This window comes from Deltaproteobacteria bacterium (assembly GCA_016218975.1).
In the GTDB taxonomy this organism is placed as follows: domain Bacteria; phylum Desulfobacterota; class Deferrimicrobia; order Deferrimicrobiales; family Deferrimicrobiaceae; genus JAENIX01.
Genome location: JACRCO010000071.1, coordinates 44288 through 61942, shown reverse-complemented (window position 1 = coordinate 61942; position 17655 = coordinate 44288). Strand labels below are relative to the sequence as shown.

Annotated in this window: 12 protein-coding genes; 5 read left to right on the top strand and 7 right to left on the bottom strand. The window is 64.3% G+C overall.

Going from position 1 to position 17655, the window contains the following annotated elements; genetic code table 11:
- Positions 1-5 precede the first annotated feature (5 nt).
- From HY896_10175 to HY896_10160, 4 genes are all read right to left on the bottom strand, one after another.
- Positions 6-398, bottom strand: coding sequence for a hypothetical protein (locus HY896_10175; GenBank protein MBI5576711.1), 393 nt, complete (start codon positions 396-398; stop codon positions 6-8).
- Positions 399-414: 16 nt separating this feature from the next.
- The gene (locus HY896_10170; GenBank protein MBI5576710.1) at positions 415-1359 is read right to left on the bottom strand and encodes a DUF1858 domain-containing protein; all 945 of its coding nucleotides are present in this window, start codon (positions 1357-1359) and stop codon (positions 415-417) included.
- Between the two features lie 91 nt (positions 1360-1450).
- On the bottom strand, positions 1451-2773 hold the full coding sequence (locus tag HY896_10165) for a cbb3-type cytochrome c oxidase subunit I (protein ID MBI5576709.1): 1323 nt from the start codon (positions 2771-2773) through the stop codon (positions 1451-1453).
- Positions 2774-2783: 10 nt separating this feature from the next.
- Entirely contained in the window at positions 2784-3485 is a 702-nt protein-coding gene (locus tag HY896_10160) for a cytochrome c (protein MBI5576708.1), read from the bottom strand.
- A 251-nt stretch (positions 3486-3736) separates the two neighbouring features.
- Between HY896_10160 and HY896_10155 the strand changes: the two genes are divergently transcribed.
- From HY896_10155 to HY896_10145, 3 genes are all read left to right on the top strand, one after another.
- Positions 3737-4390 carry a carbonic anhydrase gene (locus HY896_10155; GenBank protein MBI5576707.1) on the top strand — a complete coding sequence of 218 codons (654 nt, stop codon included), beginning with the start codon at positions 3737-3739 and terminating at the stop codon, positions 4388-4390.
- Between the two features lie 98 nt (positions 4391-4488).
- Positions 4489-5871 carry a class II fumarate hydratase gene (locus HY896_10150; protein ID MBI5576706.1) on the top strand — a complete coding sequence of 461 codons (1383 nt, stop codon included), beginning with the start codon at positions 4489-4491 and terminating at the stop codon, positions 5869-5871.
- A gap of 21 nt (positions 5872-5892) precedes the next feature.
- Positions 5893-6987, top strand: a complete 1095-nt coding sequence (locus HY896_10145; protein MBI5576705.1) for a metal-dependent hydrolase — start codon at positions 5893-5895, stop codon at positions 6985-6987.
- Here the strand turns inward: HY896_10145 and HY896_10140 are convergent.
- The 3 genes from HY896_10140 to HY896_10130 are packed head-to-tail and all read right to left on the bottom strand — an operon-like array spanning position 6908 to position 11068.
- Positions 6908-8104, bottom strand: coding sequence for an MFS transporter (locus HY896_10140; protein MBI5576704.1), 1197 nt, complete (start codon positions 8102-8104; stop codon positions 6908-6910). The two genes, HY896_10145 and HY896_10140, sit on opposite strands and share 80 nt — an antisense overlap.
- A gap of 7 nt (positions 8105-8111) precedes the next feature.
- Positions 8112-10262 (bottom strand): cation-translocating P-type ATPase, encoded by a 2151-nt coding sequence (locus HY896_10135; protein ID MBI5576703.1) that lies wholly within the window; start codon positions 10260-10262, stop codon positions 8112-8114.
- Positions 10263-10288: 26 nt separating this feature from the next.
- Entirely contained in the window at positions 10289-11068 is a 780-nt protein-coding gene (locus tag HY896_10130) for a methyltransferase domain-containing protein (protein MBI5576702.1), read from the bottom strand.
- Positions 11069-11134: 66 nt separating this feature from the next.
- Here HY896_10130 and HY896_10125 point away from each other — a divergent pair, with 66 nt between their 5' ends.
- Positions 11135-14344 carry a PD-(D/E)XK nuclease family protein gene (locus tag HY896_10125; protein MBI5576701.1) on the top strand — a complete coding sequence of 1070 codons (3210 nt, stop codon included), beginning with the start codon at positions 11135-11137 and terminating at the stop codon, positions 14342-14344.
- Between the two features lies 1 nt (position 14345).
- Positions 14346-17600 (top strand): UvrD-helicase domain-containing protein, encoded by a 3255-nt coding sequence (locus HY896_10120; GenBank protein ID MBI5576700.1) that lies wholly within the window; start codon positions 14346-14348, stop codon positions 17598-17600.
- The last annotated feature ends 55 nt before the right edge of the window (positions 17601-17655 follow it).

Here is a 17655-nt window from a genome sequence, read left to right as displayed (position 1 = left end):
CCTCCTTATGGTAAATATTTGCGGCAGGCTTCGATGTTGACGACGTGGTCTTCCCGCATGCCGGCGAAGAAGTCCTTCTCGCCGGGCGTCATCTCTTCGGCGGGAATCTCGTCGATCTTCCGAACGACCCAGGCCTGCCCCTTGACGAGCAGCGCGAGCCGCTCGGAATCCCCCGGAAGGGCGAGGACCTTTTCGGCGAAGGCCCCGACCTTCTGCCGGGGGGTCGATCCCCGCGATTCGATGAGCCGGTAAAGGCCCGCGCAGAACTTCCCCTCGTCGTTCCGCAATTTTATCAGAAAGTCCCTCATTTCCCCCGGAGGGGCCTTCTCCGCCATCGCCCCCAGGCAGGCGACTCCCGCCCTCTCGGCTTCCAGCAGTTCCTGCATCCGCTCTATCATCTTCCCCCCCCCCTCATCAGAATCCCGCGGCACGGTTCAGCTCGGACAAAAGCTGCTTTTCGCTCACGTTGTGCATCATCGCGCTCTGCTTGACGCTCTCGGTCGCCTGTCCCGGGCAGGAGAAGCATCCTTCACCGTAGTACTTCCTGAATACGTTCGTCGTTTCCGGGTAGACGTCCAGGATTTCGCCCAGGATGTTTTCGGTGCCGATCGGATCTCCCCTCCTGAGCCCGCCTTTGCGCGGCCTGGCTGAAGTTCCCGGGCCGGCGGCCGCCGCTTTCGGCGCTTCTCCTCCAGCGGCCGAGATCAACATGGCGACCATCGGCTCAAGGTCGACGTTGTGCCGCTGGCAAGCCATGCGCAGCGTGATCGGTATTTGTTTAACCTGCTCCCGGTGCTCGGGGTTCCCAAGGGAGGCGAATCCGTTCGCCACGAACACGCCCACCGTGTCGGGCCACCGGGTCAGAATCTCTCCGACCCGCATGTCCGGGTCAATGTCCACACGCGGTTGCGGCTCGGGAGCGGTTTCCCCCGCCGCGGCCGGCGGTGCATCCTCTACCTCCTCCGCTTCCCCCGTTTCCGCGGGCGCAAGCAGCATCGTCGCCCCGAGGTTCGCGACGAACAATGCGACACCTGCGACCGAGAGTACGGCGAACAGCACGAACGCCGCCGACGGCATCGAAGGATAAGCGGCCACCATCCCGATCAGGCCGATGTTGGAGATGTAGAAGTGCGCCTTGACCCAGGACGGGTACCGGAGCGCACGCCCGTTGAACCGGGGAAGGATGAAGTAGCCGACGCCGTAGATCATCATGGACATGAAGCCGAGCAGGTTGAAATGCACGTGCGTGAACCGGACCCACCCTGCCGGCTCCGCAGAACCCATCCAGATTCCCAGCACGGAAGCCAGGAAAAAGTAGACCAGCGATGCGATGACGAATCCCTTGGTGTATCGATCCATGTTTCCTCCGTTTGCGTCAGATGCAAAGTGCGATCGAGGCGCTCCCCGCGGTTACTTCCCGGGCACCCGGGGAGCTCCTCATTTTTCCATTCTAAGCCTTCGCAGGCCGCAGGGTGAGCAGGTCGGCGACCGTCGTCAAAAGCCCGGCAAGGAACGAGATGCCGCAGAAGAAGACGACCCCCATCCAAAGCCGCATGTAGGACTGCGCCGTCATGTATCCCATCCCCATGACCCGTTCCACGTAGCTCTGCAGCACTCCCGCCACGCCGAAGAAGAGCCCCATGAGCATCATCGCGATGCACATGATCCAGAAGCCGTACTTGCCGCGGGAATCGTCGTACACCTCGATTCCTTTCAACTTCGGCATCGCGAAGTAGAAGGTCGTGAGGTTGAGAAGGGCATAGGCGCCGAAGAAAGCCAGGTGGCCGTGCGACACGGTGACCTGCGATCCGTGCGTATAGTAGTTGATCTGCGGCAGCGTGTGCAGGAACCCCCAGACGCCCGCGCCGATCATGTGATAGATCGCGCATCCCACCGCGTAGGTCCAGGTCAAGGGGTTAACGATCTTCGCCTGCCGCTTCTTGACGTGATGCATCGTGTCGATGACCATCAGCAGGATTGGGAGAGGCTCCAGCGCCGAGAATATCCCCCCGATCCACAGCCAGTACCGCGGGGCGCCGATCCAGTAGTAATGATGCCCCGTCCCGGCGATCCCGGTGAAGAGGAAGAGGCCGATCTCGACGTAGAGCCACTTCTCCACGACCTCCCGCTCCACGCCGGTGAGCTTCATCAGGATGAAGGCCATGATGGCGCCGGTGACCAGCTCCCACGCCCCCTCCACCCACAGGTGGATGACCCACCACCAGTAGTACCAGTCGATCACTTCGTTTTTATAGAAGGGGATCCCGAACAGGTAGAGAAGCGCGAGGAAGATGAGGCCGCCGAGCAGCGTCCCCTGGATCACGGTCCATTTCCCCGCCTTCAACATCGTCATGCCGACGTTGAACAGGAAGATGAGCGCACCCACCACCACGACGAAGTCGAGCGGGCGCGGGATCTCCAGCAGCGGCCGCCCCTGTGTCCATCCGAAGAGGAAGCCGACGAGCGCCACGACGCCCGTCGCGAGCAGGGCGAACAACTGGAAGTATGCGAGCTTTTCGGAATAGATTTCGGACCTGGTCTCCTCCGGGACGATGTAATACGTGCCCCCCATGAATCCAAGGAGCATCCAGAGGACGAGGAGGTTGGTGTGCATCGCGCGCGCCGTCGAGAAGGGGAAGACGTCCACGACGGACTGCGGTACTGTCCAGGTGTAGCTGTACGCCAGGTACAGCCCGAGGAAGATCTGGAGCACGAACAGCGGCAGCGCCGCGGCGAAGTACCAGTAGGCGATTTTCTGGGATTTGTATTCCATCTTCCCCTCCTTATTTCAGGCTCGAAAGGAATTTCGCCACTTCATCGATCTCGCGTTCGGTAAGATCCTTCTGCGGCGGCATTTTCGCGTTCGGGTTGACGCTTTTCGGGTCGCGTACGTAATGCTCGATCTGCTCCGCGGACAGCGACCGGCCGATCGTGTCCAGGGGCGGGGCGAACGTACCTCCCGTCCCGCGCAGCGAGTGGCAGTTCATGCACCCCTTCGACTGGAAGACCGCCGCGCCGGGCGACACCCCGACCGACGCGACCATCACCTGCTCGCCGCGTGAAAGGCGCTTTTTACTGTCCTGCGGCGGCCAGTCGTTGTTGTTGACCTCGCCCACCCAACGGAAGAAGGCGACCATGTCCTCGATTTCGGCGTCGGAGGCGTGTACGTCGGGCATCTTCCGCCATGAGTTGGCGAACGCCGCCTGCGGATTCCTGATCCGGAACCGGATCCCGTCGTCGCCGACGCGCCGGGACACCCGCGTCAGGTCGGGGGCGTAATACGCGCCGAACCCGAGGATCGTGTGGCAGTCGTTGCAGTTGTACTTTTCGAAGGCTCTTTTCCCGGCCACCACGCGGTCGTCTATCTTGTCCGCGTGAGAAAGGGCGACCACCTGCCGGTGCGTGTCCCACGTAAGCGCAAGAAAAAGCACCGCCGACGAAAGGGTGCCCAACAGGAAAATCCAGAAGGCTGTCTTCTTCGTCATCCCTGAACCTCCTTATCCCCTGAATGTGAATCTCCGGTTTTCACCCGCATTTACCGTTGTTTCCGGCTTCGATGCGCCCGGGAAACATTTTGTTTTTTTAATATTTCACCGCCAGAATAGTGCGGCGGGAAGGTGGTCCGCCTTGATATACGTCAAGCGGCTGCCGGAAACCGCAATTACCGTTTGAAAGACGCTTAAATCGTTTAATATGTCGGGATACGGGAAACACACCCCACCCGGAGGCCGACGCCATGGAAAAGTTGATCGCGGGGGTCCACAGGTTCCAGAAACATTACCGGAGCGAGCACTGGGAGCTGTTCAACCGCCTGGCCGAGCACGGGCAGAGTCCCGACGCGCTGTTCATCACCTGCTGCGACTCGAGGGTGGACCCCGTGGTGATCACCCAGGGGAAACCCGGCGACCTCTTCATATTCAAAAACGTGGGGAATTTCGTGCCGCCGTACACGGAGAACCCTCCCGACGGCACCGGTGTGGCGGCAGCGGTCGAGTACGCCGTAAAACATCTTCACGTCCGGGACATCATCGTTTGCGGCCACTCGGACTGCGGGGCGATGAAAGCGCTGTACAAGGAGAGATCGCACTACGCCGAAACCCCGCACATCCTGTACTGGCTTCGGCACGGTGACCGTACGATCGAAGTGGTCGCGAAGAACTACCCCAACCGGTCATCGGAGGAGCGACTGGCGATAACCTCCGAAGAGAACGTGCTCGTACAGGTGGAGAATCTCCGCACATATCCCGTGGTCCGAAAGGCCGTTCAGGATGGAAAACTTCACATCCATGCGTGGTTCTTCGAGATAGGCAAGGGACAGGTCCATACTTACAATCCGGACAAGGAGCAGTACGAGCCGGTCCGCCACGAAGAACTGGTGCTTCCGGGATAGGGGACCGGCGGGAACGGCCGCCGGCTGACCAGGGAAACGTCTCCTTTCCGGATGGAATCTCACGGGGGGCAGCCGATGCAGGTACCGGGGAGGAGGCGATGAACGGTTTCCGGATCGAGAAGGATTCGATGGGGGAGGTCCTCGTCCCCGAGGATGCGTATTACGGGGCGCAGACACGCAGGGCCTTCGATAATTTTCCCGTGAGCGGTTTGCCCATGCCCCTGCCGGTAGTGCACGCCGCGGCGATGATCAAGGGCCTGGCGGCGGAGGTGAACGCCGGGCTCGGGATTCTGCCTCCTCCGCTCGCGGATGTGATCTCGCGGGCGGCGCGTGAAGTCCTTGAAGGGAAGTTCGACCGGGAGTTCGTGGTCGACGTCTTCCAGACGGGCTCCGGGACATCCACCAACATGAACGTCAACGAGGTGCTGGCAAACCGGGCGAACGAGCTTCTGGGACAGCCCAGGGGGAGCAATGCGCCGGTCCATCCGAACGACCACGTCAACCGCTGCCAGTCGAGCAACGACGTCATTCCTTCCGCGATCCGGGTCGCGGCGCGAAGGCAACTCTCCGGCGAGCTTCTTCCCGCCCTCGAGCTGTTGCGGGATGCGCTGGATGCGAAGGCGCGGGAGTTTTCCGACGTACTGAAAATCGGCAGGACCCACTTGCAGGACGCCGTTCCCGTCACCCTGGGGCAGGAGTTCTCCGCTTACGCCTCCCAGGTGGACCACGGCATCCGCCGCATACGCGGGACTTTCCCCGACCTGGAAGAGCTGCCTTTGGGCGGGACGGCGGTGGGGACGGGACTGAACGCCCATCCGGAGTTCGGCCTGCGGACCGTTGCCGAGATCGACCGGCTTACCGGCATCCCTTTCCGGCCTGCCGAGAACCGGTTCGAGGCGATGGGGGCGCAGGACCCGCTGGTCTCCGCGAGCGGTGCGCTGAAAGGTTATTCCGCCTCACTGATGAAAATCTGCAACGACCTGCGGCTTATATCATCCGGCCCTCGGTGCGGGATAGGGGAAATCGAGCTTCCCTCGCTTCAGCCGGGGTCCTCCATCATGCCGGGGAAGGTCAACCCCGTCATCCTGGAGATGGGGATCCAGGTATGCGCGCAGGTCGTAGGCAACGATGCGGCTGTGACGCTCTCCGGCTCGCTCGGGGTGCTTGAACTGAACGTGATGCTCCCGGTGATGGCGCGCAACCTGCTGGAATCGATCCGGCTCCTCTCCGCGGCGTCCCGTCTCCTTGCGGAAAAGTGCGTAGTGGGAATATCTCCCAACCGGAAGCGGTGCGAGGAGCTGATCGAGCAGAGCCTTGCCATGGTGACCCCGCTGGCGGTCAAGATCGGCTACAACCCGGCCGCGGAGCTTGCACATGAGGCGTTTCACACTGGAAAGACCATCCGCATGCTGCTGAGGGAGAAGGGGCTCCTGACCGAGGCGGAGATCGAGCGCGTTCTCGATCCGAAGACGATGATTTGACGGTGGTATAATTAATCGCTAATGGATACCGTCACCCATGGACTTGCGGGATGGCTCATTGCAAGAGCCATTCCGCCCGTAGCGGGAAATTCCGAAGCGGTGAAAGCGGTGAAAAGGGAAGCGACCGTTGCCATGGTCCTCGGCGCGGTTCTGCCGGATGCCGACAACATCGCTTCGTTGCTGGGGAGCGAATTCTATATTCGGCTCCACCGGGGAGTGTCTCATTCCTTTGCCGGCATCGCGATCACCTCGCTTGCAGTCGCGCTGCTTTTTCACAAGTTCGGAAAGTGGAAAGACCTCAAAAAACTTTATCTTTTGGTGCTGCTCGGGCAGCTTTCCCACATAGGGCTCGACCTTCTCAACTCCTACGGGACGCAGATCTTCCAGCCGTTTTCCAACGCCAGGGTGTCCTTCGATCTGCTTTTTATCGTAGATCTTGCGTTCACCGGGATCATAGTCCTCGGGATATTGCTTTCGCGCCATAGCCCGTCACGGGCGCGGGCGGCGCTTGCCGTTCTGACAGTATATGTGGGTTTCGCGGCATTTCTGCACCTGAGGGCCGAGGAAGCCGTGCGGTACGCGGCGGTCCGGAACGGGGTTCCGGTGGTTTCGGCATGGGCGCTGCCGCGTCTTCCCGAAATTCGTTCCCTGCCGGACCTGACACCGGGGAGGAGGGCCGAGGCCGCGCAGAAGCCGAAGTTCGAAGAGGTTGCCCCCGGGCTTGCGGCGATCGCACGCCGCGACAGGTTCCCGATCCCGGCGGGACCGTGCGCCTGGAACGGCTTCGTGGACGACGGCCGAACGTATCTAAGGGCCGAAGTGAATCCGTTCGACGGCGCGGTGGACTGGAAGGAGCGGGAGTGGAAGGGGCGTGAGGCACCTGAAGCGAAGGCGCTGCGGGACCTTCAGGACGTCCGCACCTATCTCTGGTTCGCGCGCTTCCCCACGGTGCGCGTGGCAACGGAAGACGGGAAAACGGTCGTCACCTTTCTCGACATGCGGTTCGGCGGACCGACAACGCGTCGCCCCTTCGTCCTCAGGGTGATCGAGTCTCCCGGCCGGTCCCCGCAGACGCAGTGGGGGTCTTTAGAAGCAGGAGCAGCGCGGACGCGATGACCGCCAGGGACGCGCTTGTCCCGAACGCGGCACCGGCGCCGTACATTTTATAGAGAACCCCGAAGATGACGCTCGCCGGCAGGGCGGCAAGGCCGACGACGAGGTGGAACCAGCCGAAAGCCGTCCCGCGTCGCTCCGGCGGAACGAAATCGGCAACCAAAGCCCGCTCGACGCCTTCGGTGGCCGCGGCGTAAAGCCCGTACACCAGGAACAAACCCGTCATCCAGGCCGGCCCCCGCGCGATCCCCCATGCCGCGTACGCGGCCGCGTAGACGATCCACCCCGCGACGACCACCTTCCTGCGGTCCATGCGGTCGGAAAGGATCCCTGCCGGGGTGGACAGGGCGGACTTGACGACATGAAACGCCCCCCACAGCAGCGGAACGTAAGCAACCGGGACGCCCGATTCCACGGCGCGCAGGATGAGGAAGGCGTCGCTGGCATTTCCGAGCGTGAACAGTCCCACGATGAACAGGTAGCGCCGGAAGGCGGGAGGCAGATCCCCGTCCTTCAATTTACCCCCGACGTGCACGGGGGGCGGGGTTTCCGGCTCCCGGACGAACAGGAACAGCGCAAGGACCGCCGCGGCGCCCGGGACCGCCGAAAGAAAAAAGACGCTCCGCAGGGACAGGTCCGCCCCGTAGAGCAGCAGGAAGGCGGCCAGAGGGCCGATGACCGCCCCCATGTGGTCCATCGACCTCTGCAGGCCGAAGGCCCGGCCGCGGTCCGCCGCGGGGACCGCTCCGGCGATCAGCGCATCCCGGGGGGAAGAGCGGATTCCTTTGCCGATCCGGTCGGAGAATCGCACCGCCAGTACGTGTCCCCACGCCGTGGCGAACCCCACCAGCGGGCGCATCAGGGCGGAAAGGCCGTAGCCGGAGAGCACCAGCGGTTTTTTACGGCCCGTCCGGTCGGCCCACATGCCGGAAAAGAGCTTGAGCAGGCTGGCGGTTGTTTCCGCCACGCCTTCGATGATCCCGAGCGCCGCCGGCCCCGCGCCGAGCGTGGACGTGAGGAACACGGGCAGCAAGGGATAGATCATTTCGCTTGAGAAGTCGGTGAGAAGGCTTACCAGACCCAGCGCGAAGACGTTGCGGTGCAGTCGCGATCTTCCCATGCCGCGGTTATCCGGGGATTCCCTGGTTCCGCAGCAACCTCATGCCGTTCCCGATGACGAGCAGCGTCGTCCCCATGTCGGCGGCCACCGCCATCCACAGGGTCGCGTAACCGGCCACCGCCAATGCCAGGAAGCCGGCCTTGATCGCGAGGGAGTATGCGACGTTCTGCCGGATGACCGAAACCATCCTGCGCCCCAGAACGATCGCGGCGGGGATCTTTCGCAGGTCCTCCGTCATCAGCGCGACGTCCGCCGTCTCGATGGCCACCGGAGATCCCGCGGCGCCCATCGCGATGCCGACGGTGGAAAGGGCAAGCGCAGGAGCGTCGTTGACGCCGTCCCCGACCATCGCGACCGCTCCGTTGACATTCACGAGCTCCCTCACCTTTTCGAGTTTGTCTTCCGGTAAGAGTCCCGAAAAGACCTCGCGGATTCCGATCGTGGCGGCGGCGGCCCGCGCGATGCCGGAACGGTCGCCGGTAAGCATGGCCACGTGCTCGACGCCCAGCGCCTGCAGCGAGCGAACCGCCGCCTGGGCCTCCCCCCTGAGTTCGTCCTCCATTTCGAGGACCCCCGCGATTCCGTCCGGCGTCCCCACAATGGCGGTCAACCGGGAATCGTCCTTCCCTCCTTCGGGGTGCAGCGCGCCCAGCGTGGACAACGGAATGCCTGTCTCTTCGAAGAGACGCCTGTTTCCGACGAGCACGCGTTTCCCCTCCACCTGCGCCGATACGCCCCGTCCTCCGAAAACCTCCATGGTTCGCGCCACAGTCCCGCGCGCCGCCAGCGCAACACCCCGCCGCCTCGCCTCGTGACGGATCGCCTCGGCGACGGGATGCGCGGAGCCCGCCTCCACCGCGCCCGCCAGCCGAACGACCTCCTCCTCCGAAAATCCGTCCGCCGCCCGCACGCGGGTGATCTTCAGCTTTCCGCGGGTGAGGGTGCCCGTCTTGTCGAACGCCACCATGCGGATCTTGCCAAGGGTCTCCAGGTGATGCGCTCCCTTGACCAGGATGCCGTCGCGGGTGGCGCGGGTGAGAGCGGTGATGGTGACGACCGGAGCGGCAAGGACTATGGCGCAGGGGCAGGCGATGACGAGCAGGACCAGCGCACGGTACGCCCACGGGATGAGCGCGCCGAAGCCGAAGATCGGAGGGATCGTCGCCACCAGCGCGGCGGCCGCGAGCACCGAGGGGGTATAGACTTCCGCGAACCGTTCCATGAAGGCCTGGATGGGGGCCTTCTGCGACTGGGCCTCCTCGACGCGCCGCAGGATCCGCGCGTATGCCGATTCCGACAGCGGTCTTTCCGCCTCCGCCAGCAGGAGCCCGCGACCGTTCACCGTGCCTGCGTACAGCGGATCGCCTTCCCGTTTCTCCACGGGCAGGGATTCGCCGGTGAGTATGGCCTCGCCGACGTCCGAGGATCCCTTGAATACAACGGCGTCCACAGGCACGCGCGCGCCGGGCCGGATTATCAGCATGTCGCCCGGCCGGACCTCTTCCGCCGCGACCGTGCGCTCCTTGCCCTCCACGCCGCCTTCCCGGATGACGGCGGTGTCGGGGGAGGATGCGAAAAGATCGGCTGTGGCCTTCCGGGCGCGGTCCAGGCTGCGCGCTTCCAGGTGATTCGCCAGCGCGAAGAGGGTGACCACGACTGCACCTTCCGCCCACTCCCCCATCGCCGCCGCCCCGGAAATGGAGATGGTCATGAGAGTGTTCATCCCCAGGGAGCGGTTGCGCAGTTCCCGAAATCCCCGCCATGCGACCGGCGCGCCTCCCGCCGTTATCGAGGCGAGAAAGAGCCGTCCCGCCCAGGGCGAATCCTTCGCCAGCGCGAAAAGCGCCGCCCCGGCAAGGAGCAGAACGGCGCTCGCGTAGAAGGTTTTAAGCGATGCCCTGGACGTTTCCGGGATTTCGGCTTTCCGCAGGGATTCGTCCACGGGATGCCCCTCCATCCCGATGGCCCGCAGCGCGTGGAGGATTTCATCGAGATCCCCCCGGTGCCTAACCTCCACCTGGCGCGAGAAAAGGTGGAAAGTGAGCGCTTCCACCCTGGAGAGACGCCCCAGCGCGACGCGGATTTCCTTCTCTTCGTCCGGGCAATCCATCGCCGGGATGAAGATCCGGGAGAGGGTGGTGTTCCTGCCGGTATTCATTCTCTTATATTAATGTAAGATCCTCGTCATTCCTTGCGGCCTACGAAGATACCCTTTTCGTCGGAGTAGGAGACGACCCTGCCGTCCTTGATGCGGACCCGGAAGAAATCCCGCGCCCGCGGGAAAGCGTTCAGGAACATCTCCTCCACTTCCCGCTGGACGGCCTCCGGCATCCCGGTCCTGCTCACCCACTCCTCGAAGGGGTGCTCCTTCCAGGCGCAGGAAACGTGCAGAAGGTACAGCCCCGCTTCCTTGAGAAAGGAGACCCATTCCTCGACCCGGTAGCTGTGCACGTGCGAGGGATCTCGTACCTTTTCGATGCCGTTCATGAACGCATCCAGGGCCGGGTCTTCCGGCACAACGCTGTCGATTATGCCTACCTTCCCTCCGGTCTTCGTGACGCGGACTATCTCGGAAAGGGCCTCACGCACGTCCGGGAAATGGTGGGGGGCGATGCGGCAGACGACGCGGTCGAACGATTCGGAGCGAAAAGGGAGAAGCTCCGCGTCCGCGGACATGAAGTCCATGTTCCCGCAACCCCGCTCGGCGGCAAGGATGCGCGCCTCCCGGAGCATTTCGGGGGTGAGGTCGGAAGCTATCATCCTGCGGACTACCGGAGCGATGGTCACGGCCGTGTGGCCGCCTCCCGTCGCCACGTCGAGAACGATATGGGAAGGCGCAAACGCGAGTCGCGAGATGAGAATGCGCCGGTCCTCGGCGTCGGTGTGGTCGGCGCTCACCCGATATCTTCCGGCGACTCCCGCGAACAGGTTCCGCGTTTTCCGCTTCGACGGCAAGTCGGACAAGTGCTTCCTCCTTGAATTCCCAAGACTATTCTCCGATGCGGCGGCAGCGATTACAATGGGGTGGCGATGACCGCCCATCCAGCTCCCGTTTCAAGGCTGTTCGCCGGCACGTTCCCGGCCATCGAGGAGAGGCTCCTCTCCCGCCTTCCCGAAACGATCGCGCGTGGGGGGGATTGGGAACATGTGCTGCTCGTCCCGTCGAACGATTTGAGGGAGCATCTGCTCAGGCGGCTTGCAGCGCGCTGGGACGGAGTCGCGGCTCGTGTTTCCATCATGACACTCTACGATTTCACCATCCGGTTGCTCAAGCACCGAGGGATGTTCCCGAGGGAGCTCCCCCAGGCGGTCATGTCTGCGGCCTTTTTCGCGGCCGTCCGGCAAACCTACGAGGAAGGGAGCGGGGACTTCGCGGCGATTTCCTCGACGCCGGGATTTCTCCCGGCGCTCCAGCGAACTTTGAGCGATCTCGAGGAGGGATGGCTCGACGCGGAAGTCCTGCGCGCGGCCGAAATGTGCGCGAGGAAAGAAGGACGCCCCGGGAAGGCGTCCCGTTGGGCCGAATGGCGCGCGCTCGTCGAGGAGGTAGAGCGCAAGGTCCACGCGATGGGCGGGATGACGAGGCGGCGGATCTTCCGGGAAGCGGTTTCCGGTTTCGAGCACCCGGGCTACCCATTCCGCGTTTCACTCTACGGCTTCTATGATTTCACGCGGCTGCAATGGACCCTCGTCGATGCGCTGCTTTCGAGCGGCCTCCTGGACGAAGTGTATTTCCCCGGCATCTTCCGTGAGGACGGTTCCCTTTCCCCTTCCTTCTTCTTCGCGGCGCATGCGTGGGACCGCCTTTTACGGGCTTTCGAGGGGAATTTCGAATTCCGTGAAGATCCGGTCCCCCCGGCGTTGCACGATGCGCGGGAGCGGATCTTTTCCACCGCATCTCCCGATACGCTCGCCCCCGCGCCGGTGACGATCCTGTCTCCTCCCCACGAGGAAGGGGAGGCCCGCCTGGCCGCCCGGCATGTCCGCCGCTGGCTCGACGAACATCCGGGAGAAGAGGTGATGCTCGTTTACCGGAGACTTGACGAAGCGGGGGTTTCCGCCTGGGAGCGGGCGGCGAAGGAATACGATATTCCGACCGTTGAGCGGCTGGCCGTGCCGCTGTCCTCCGTTCCCCTTGTACGGGTGCTGCTCCAGATGATCGAGGCGGCCAGAGAGGACTTTCCGCGGCGCAAGACGATGGACATCCTTTCCTCGCCGTACCGCCGGCATTCCGCCGCTTCGGCCGCGGTCGCTCCACGCCCCGATTTCTGGGATGTATGGACCCGCGAACTGCTTGTGGTTTCCGGAAAGGACTGGGACGCGCGGCTCTTCGGTCTCCGCCCCCGGGACGCGGAAGAAGCGGAGAGCGACTCATGGAAGGAGAAGGAGCGGCAGCTCAGGCTCCTGCGGGGAGAGGTGAAGGCGCTTCGCGCCTCGATGGCGCCGGTGTGGAAGGCAGGAGGGTACGCCGGCTTCGGGAAGGCGCTGCGGCGCCTGCTGATCGAAAACTTCCGCTTCCTGGACGACGAGAGCGCCGAGGCCGAGCGTGACCGCAGGGCGCTTTCGGACCTTTTCTCCATCCTTGACGAGGTCGAGCAGGTTCCGGACCGAGCCGCGCCGTGGCCGGGAACGGACGACGCCGTCGCCTGGTTCGCCGCGCTGCTGGAAAGCCGGCGCCTTTTCGTGGGAAAGAGGGGCGGGATGCGGTTGCCCGGCGTCGTAACGGCGGGCGACCTGAACGCGCTGCGCGGGGTAACCGCAGACCGGGTGATATTCCTTTCCGTCGACGACGGCTCGGTCCCCGCGCAGATAGACGAAGACCCGCTGCTGCCCGACGAGGATCGGGAGACGCTCAACCGGCTGACGCGGCGCCCTGAGCTGCCCGACGCCCTCTCCCTTCTGCGCAGGAACGCGGCGCAGGAGAAGCTTCTTTTTTCCCTTCCCGTGATCTCCGCGCGCCGGGAAGTCTGCTTCTCCGTTCCGCGAGCCGATTCGGAAGGGGCCGTGAAGCGCCCATCCAGGTACCTGCTGAACCTTCTCTCGCGGTTCGCAGGCCCCGGCGTATTCGGGGAGGAGTGGACGGCGAAATCGGGGGCGAAGGTCCGGTTCCTGCCGCGCTCCCCCTTCGCGATGTTGCGCGCCGACGGGCCCTTGAGCAGGAGGGAAGAGGCGCTACGCGCATGGAGCGAAGGCGTTCCGCCGAAAGACGGCGCGGACGGAATCCCGTGGCGCAGGATCGCGGCGATCCTTTCGGAATGGGAAAGCCGGTGGTCGGGGACCTCCCTGTTTCCGGAAAGGCGAATCGTCCCGCCGCGTCCGGACTGGAGCGCGACCGAGCTTGACGAGCTCGCACGCTGCCCATATCGCTACTTCCTGCGATACCGCCTCGGTCTCTCGCCCGTGGAGGAACCGGAGGAGGAGCTGTCGCTGACGCCCGCCGAGGCGGGGCTCATCCTTCACGACATCCTTCACCGGCTGGGGAAGGAGGCGGCCGCCGGAAAAGGATGGGGGGACGCAGCGTCCGCAGCGAGGAAGGCATTCATCCGGTTTGCGCGTGAGAACCCCACCGGCCTGCCGGGGCTCTTCCTTTTGCGGTGCCGGGAAATCGAGAGGGACGCGGCCGTGCTGGTCGAGTGGGAGCGCGGCCGCGCGGAGAGGCCCGAGGCGTACCGCGTGGAAGACGTGGAGCTCAGGTTCAAAGTGCCCGCGGGAAGAACCCTCCCCGCATTCCGGGGGAGAGTCGACCGCGTCGACCGGGGCCCCCGGGGAGAAGCGGAGATAATCGATTACAAATACGGCGGCGGGAAGGATGAAAAGCCGCCGCTCGAACGGATACTTCACGGGCTCGCGAGCCAGATTCCCGTGTACCTTTCCTTTGCACGGACGCTTTCTCCTCCTCCGCCCGAAATCCGCGCTACGCTGCTGTTCCTGAAGGATGGCGTAACGCCCGTGACTGTCGTGGGGGAGCAGTGGAAAGCCGTGCAGGAGGGGTGGGCTTCGTCCCTGTCCGAATGGATCGGACTCGAACGGTCGGGAACGTTTCCACCGTTGCCCCATGACGGGTTCACTTATGCCGGCGCAAAATCGCCCCGGTATTGCGATGCCTGCCTGTTTGCGGACCACTGCCGCGTCTCTCCACGCTACGAAGGTGCGAAGAAGGAAAAGGAATCGCTTGTCCGGCGCGTGATCGAAGATCCCGCGTTACGGGCTATCGGAGAACACAGGCCGGCGGCGGGATGACATGGACAGCGATCGCATAAAGGCGGTAACGGAATTCACGCGGGACATCGCGGTGGACGCTTCCGCCGGAACGGGAAAGACGGCGACGCTGATAGCGCGCGTCCTCAACCTGTTCCTCGCAGACCCGGTCCTCCTCCCCGACCGTGTGCTGCTGCTGACATTCACCGACAAGGCGGCGGCGGAGATGAAGTCCCGGGTGGTGGAAGGGCTGGAGCTTCTTCTCAACGCCTGCCGGTCGGCCGCCACCCTGGGCGAGGTTCGAGAGAAGGCCGCGGCGTGGAATTCCCTCGTCAGGATTCCGGGCGGCGGTGAGGAGGCCGCTGCGGCGCTGCGCGAGCGCGTCGAGGAACTGGCGGACGGTGTGGGGCGCCTCTCCGTCACCACTTTCCATTCATTCTGCCGCCGCATCCTTCTTTCCTTCCCCGCGGAGGCGGGTGTCGACCCGAAGTTCGAAGTGCTCGCGGAGGGGGAAGCCTCCGACGCGTGGGACAACGCCTTCACCGCGTTCTTGCGCGAGGAGTTCGGCGGCCGGGAGATCGATCCATCCTGGGAGCGTGTGCTCCACGGCCCTCCCGGGCCGGAAGCAGTCTGGTCGGCGATCCGCCGCCTTTGTCTCTCCCAGCGGGACCTTCTCACGGCCGGGGAGCTCGATTTCGGAACGGCGGCGGATTTTCTCGGATACACTCGGGCGGAGTACGCGGACGCAGTAGAGTGGTTCCGCGCATTCGTCGAAGGGATCGCTGACCCGGCGCACGAGATGACTCCAGTGCTGTCGCGCGCGCTCGGAATGCTGGAACGAGTGTGGACCGAGGTTTCCGGCGGCGACATTTCCGCCGTCGCCGCACAGGCCTCGGAGGCCGTCCAGGCGTTCGAGTTCCGCGCTGACAGGACGAGAAGCAGGAAGATCTTCCCCCAGCCGCCGGGGTTCACCCTTGCGCAGGCCCGGGATAATCTGCAGCGCTTCCTGCGGGAGATTTCGGAGGCCCCCGCGGGGGACGCGGCGGCCCGCTTTCTCGTGGATCGTGCAAGGGCGGCGCTCGGGCATTACCGGAAAGCGAAAGGCAGCGGGCTCGATTTCATGGACCTGCTTCTGCGGGCGAACGATCTGCTTGCGGGGAGCCGGGAAGTCGCGAAGTCGCTCTCGGAGCGGTTCCGGTATGTTTTCGTGGACGAATTCCAGGACACCGACCCTCTCCAGGCGGAAATGCTGGAACGCCTCTCCTCTAACACCGCGCCGGGGCGCCTTTTCGTTGTCGGCGATCCGAAACAATCCATCTACGGCTTCCGCCGGGCGGACATCCAGGTCTACGCGCATTTCCGTGAGAGTATGCTTTCCCGGGGCGGGGAAGGCATTGCGCTTGTCAGCAACTTCCGGAGCCGGCCGGACCTTCTCTCGTCCGTCAACGGGCTGTTCGGGCAGGTTCTTTCCGGAGGCGAGGATTTTTCCCCCGGATACGCCCCGGTGAAACCAAACCGGCAGGACCCGGGCGGCGGCTTCCCCGTGACGTCGTACACGCTTGGAGAGGAGGCGACCGAAGCGGAATTCGTCTGCGGGCTCGTCCGGCGGATCGCCGGGAACGTTCCCGTTGGAGGAAAGGGCGGCGCGCCCGAACGGGCCGCGTCTCTTCGCGACATCGCCGTGCTTTATCGCTCGGACGCCGGCGGGGAGGCGCTTGCCGGTTTCCGGGATGCCTTCGCAAGGGCGGGTATCCCCCTCGTCGTGCCGCCGCGGAAGGGGTTCTATTCCCGGCAGGAGATACAGGATTTGCGGATCGTCCTCTCTGCGGTCGACGCTCCCGCCGACCTCTCCGCGCGTTACGCCGCGCTGAAGACCATCTTCTTCGGGCTGCGTGACGAGGAGATCCTGCCGCTTCACGAGGATGGCGGTCCTCCTCCGGGGGAAAAGGTCCGCGACGCGCTCGGGCTGCTCGGGCGCCTTTCCGCCGAGCGCGGCAGGGCCTCCCTTTCCAACCTGCTGGCCGGACTGTACGCGGAGACCGGGGTGGAGTTCGTCGCGGCGCGGCATCCCGACGGCGATCGCATAGTCCGGAACCTGGCGAAGGCCGCGGGGATGGCAAGGGCGTTCGAGTGGACCGGCGGCGGTTCTGTGAAGGCGTTCCTCGCCGACCTCAAGAGGAAGACGGAGGAAGACCGCCAGGAAAGCGAGTTCCCGGCTTTCGACGAAGGGGAGGACGCCGTTCAGGTTTCGACCATCCACGCATCGAAGGGGCTGGAATTCCCCATCGTGATCCTCGCAAACCTTTCGAGGGGAGGCAGGAAGAGGGTGGAAGGGCTGCGTGTGGACCGGCGCCGCAAGCTATCAGCGGTGATCTTTCCCGGATTCAGGACTTATTCCGCCTTCCGCCGGATCCGGCTGGGCGAGCGGATGGTGACTTTCGAGGAGTGGGAACAGGCGAAGCAGAATGCGGAGGAGGTCCGGCTGTTCTACGTTGCCGCGACCCGCGCGCGCGACCGGCTCTATCTTGTGAAGGGCGCGAAGGGGAAAGGATCGATCCAGTGGGATGCTCTCCGGCAAGGGCTTGCATGCGCATCGGACGGCGGACCGGGGAAGTGCGCCGTTACAGGGATCTCCGGAACGCGCCGCCTCTTTCCCGGCGGAGGAGAGATGCTCGACGTCGCCGTTTCGGAGTCGCCCGCGGTGGAGCCGTCCCCTCCATCCGTCACGTTCGACCTGTCGTTCGTCAGGGAGTGGCCGACCCCGCCCCCGGAGCCGATTCCCCCCCTTCCCGAGCCGTTGAGCCTGAAGGAGTACCACGACCGCGAGAAAGGGAAGCGGTTCGGCGAGAAGGTGCATATGGCATTGGAAGCGTTTCCGCCGGCCGGCTCGCCATGGCCTCCGCGAGAGCCGCTGCCGCCGGCCGTCTCCTGGGGTGAAGGCGAGGAAGCCCGCTGGATCGTCATATGCAGGAAGATCGCGGCAAGCGCGTTCTTCAAGGAGATTCGCGAAATGTCCCTCGTCGGCACGGAAGTTCCGCTGCTGGCATGCAGCGGCGGGATGTCGAACGAGGAACGGGCGGACCTGATCGTCAGGATGCCGGTGCGTCCGGGAAATGCGGAAAAAACGGGCGCGGAACACTGGGTTGTCGACTATAAGACGGGCCGGCGGGAGAAGGATTCGGAGGAGGATTACATCAGGCAGGTGCGCCGCTATTCGTCGATCGTCGCCGAGGCATGGCGCGTCCCGGCCCGCGCATTCATATGGTACGTCGAAACCGGCGAGGCGGTGGAGGTGTGATCGGGGGCGCGGACACCTTGCTCCATGGAGGCTGCCATAATACTGGAACCGGCCA

Bases quoted from the DNA above. Each gene is read 5' to 3' on its own strand.
- HY896_10165 (MBI5576709.1), bottom strand. From the start codon at position 2,773: ATGGAATACAAATCCCAGAAAATCGCCTACTGGTACTTCGCCGCGGCG.
- HY896_10145 (MBI5576705.1), top strand. From the start codon at position 5,893: ATGGATACCGTCACCCATGGACTTGCGGGATGGCTCATTGCAAGAGCC.
- HY896_10160 (MBI5576708.1), bottom strand. From the start codon at position 3,485: ATGACGAAGAAGACAGCCTTCTGGATTTTCCTGTTGGGCACCCTTTCG.
- HY896_10175 (MBI5576711.1), bottom strand. From the start codon at position 398: ATGATAGAGCGGATGCAGGAACTGCTGGAAGCCGAGAGGGCGGGAGTC.
- HY896_10155 (MBI5576707.1), top strand. From the start codon at position 3,737: ATGGAAAAGTTGATCGCGGGGGTCCACAGGTTCCAGAAACATTACCGG.
- HY896_10170 (MBI5576710.1), bottom strand. From the start codon at position 1,359: ATGGATCGATACACCAAGGGATTCGTCATCGCATCGCTGGTCTACTTT.
- HY896_10125 (MBI5576701.1), top strand. From the start codon at position 11,135: ATGACCGCCCATCCAGCTCCCGTTTCAAGGCTGTTCGCCGGCACGTTC.
- HY896_10135 (MBI5576703.1), bottom strand. From the start codon at position 10,262: ATGAATACCGGCAGGAACACCACCCTCTCCCGGATCTTCATCCCGGCG.
- HY896_10150 (MBI5576706.1), top strand. From the start codon at position 4,489: ATGAACGGTTTCCGGATCGAGAAGGATTCGATGGGGGAGGTCCTCGTC.
- HY896_10120 (MBI5576700.1), top strand. From the start codon at position 14,346: ATGGACAGCGATCGCATAAAGGCGGTAACGGAATTCACGCGGGACATC.
- HY896_10140 (MBI5576704.1), bottom strand. From the start codon at position 8,104: ATGGGAAGATCGCGACTGCACCGCAACGTCTTCGCGCTGGGTCTGGTA.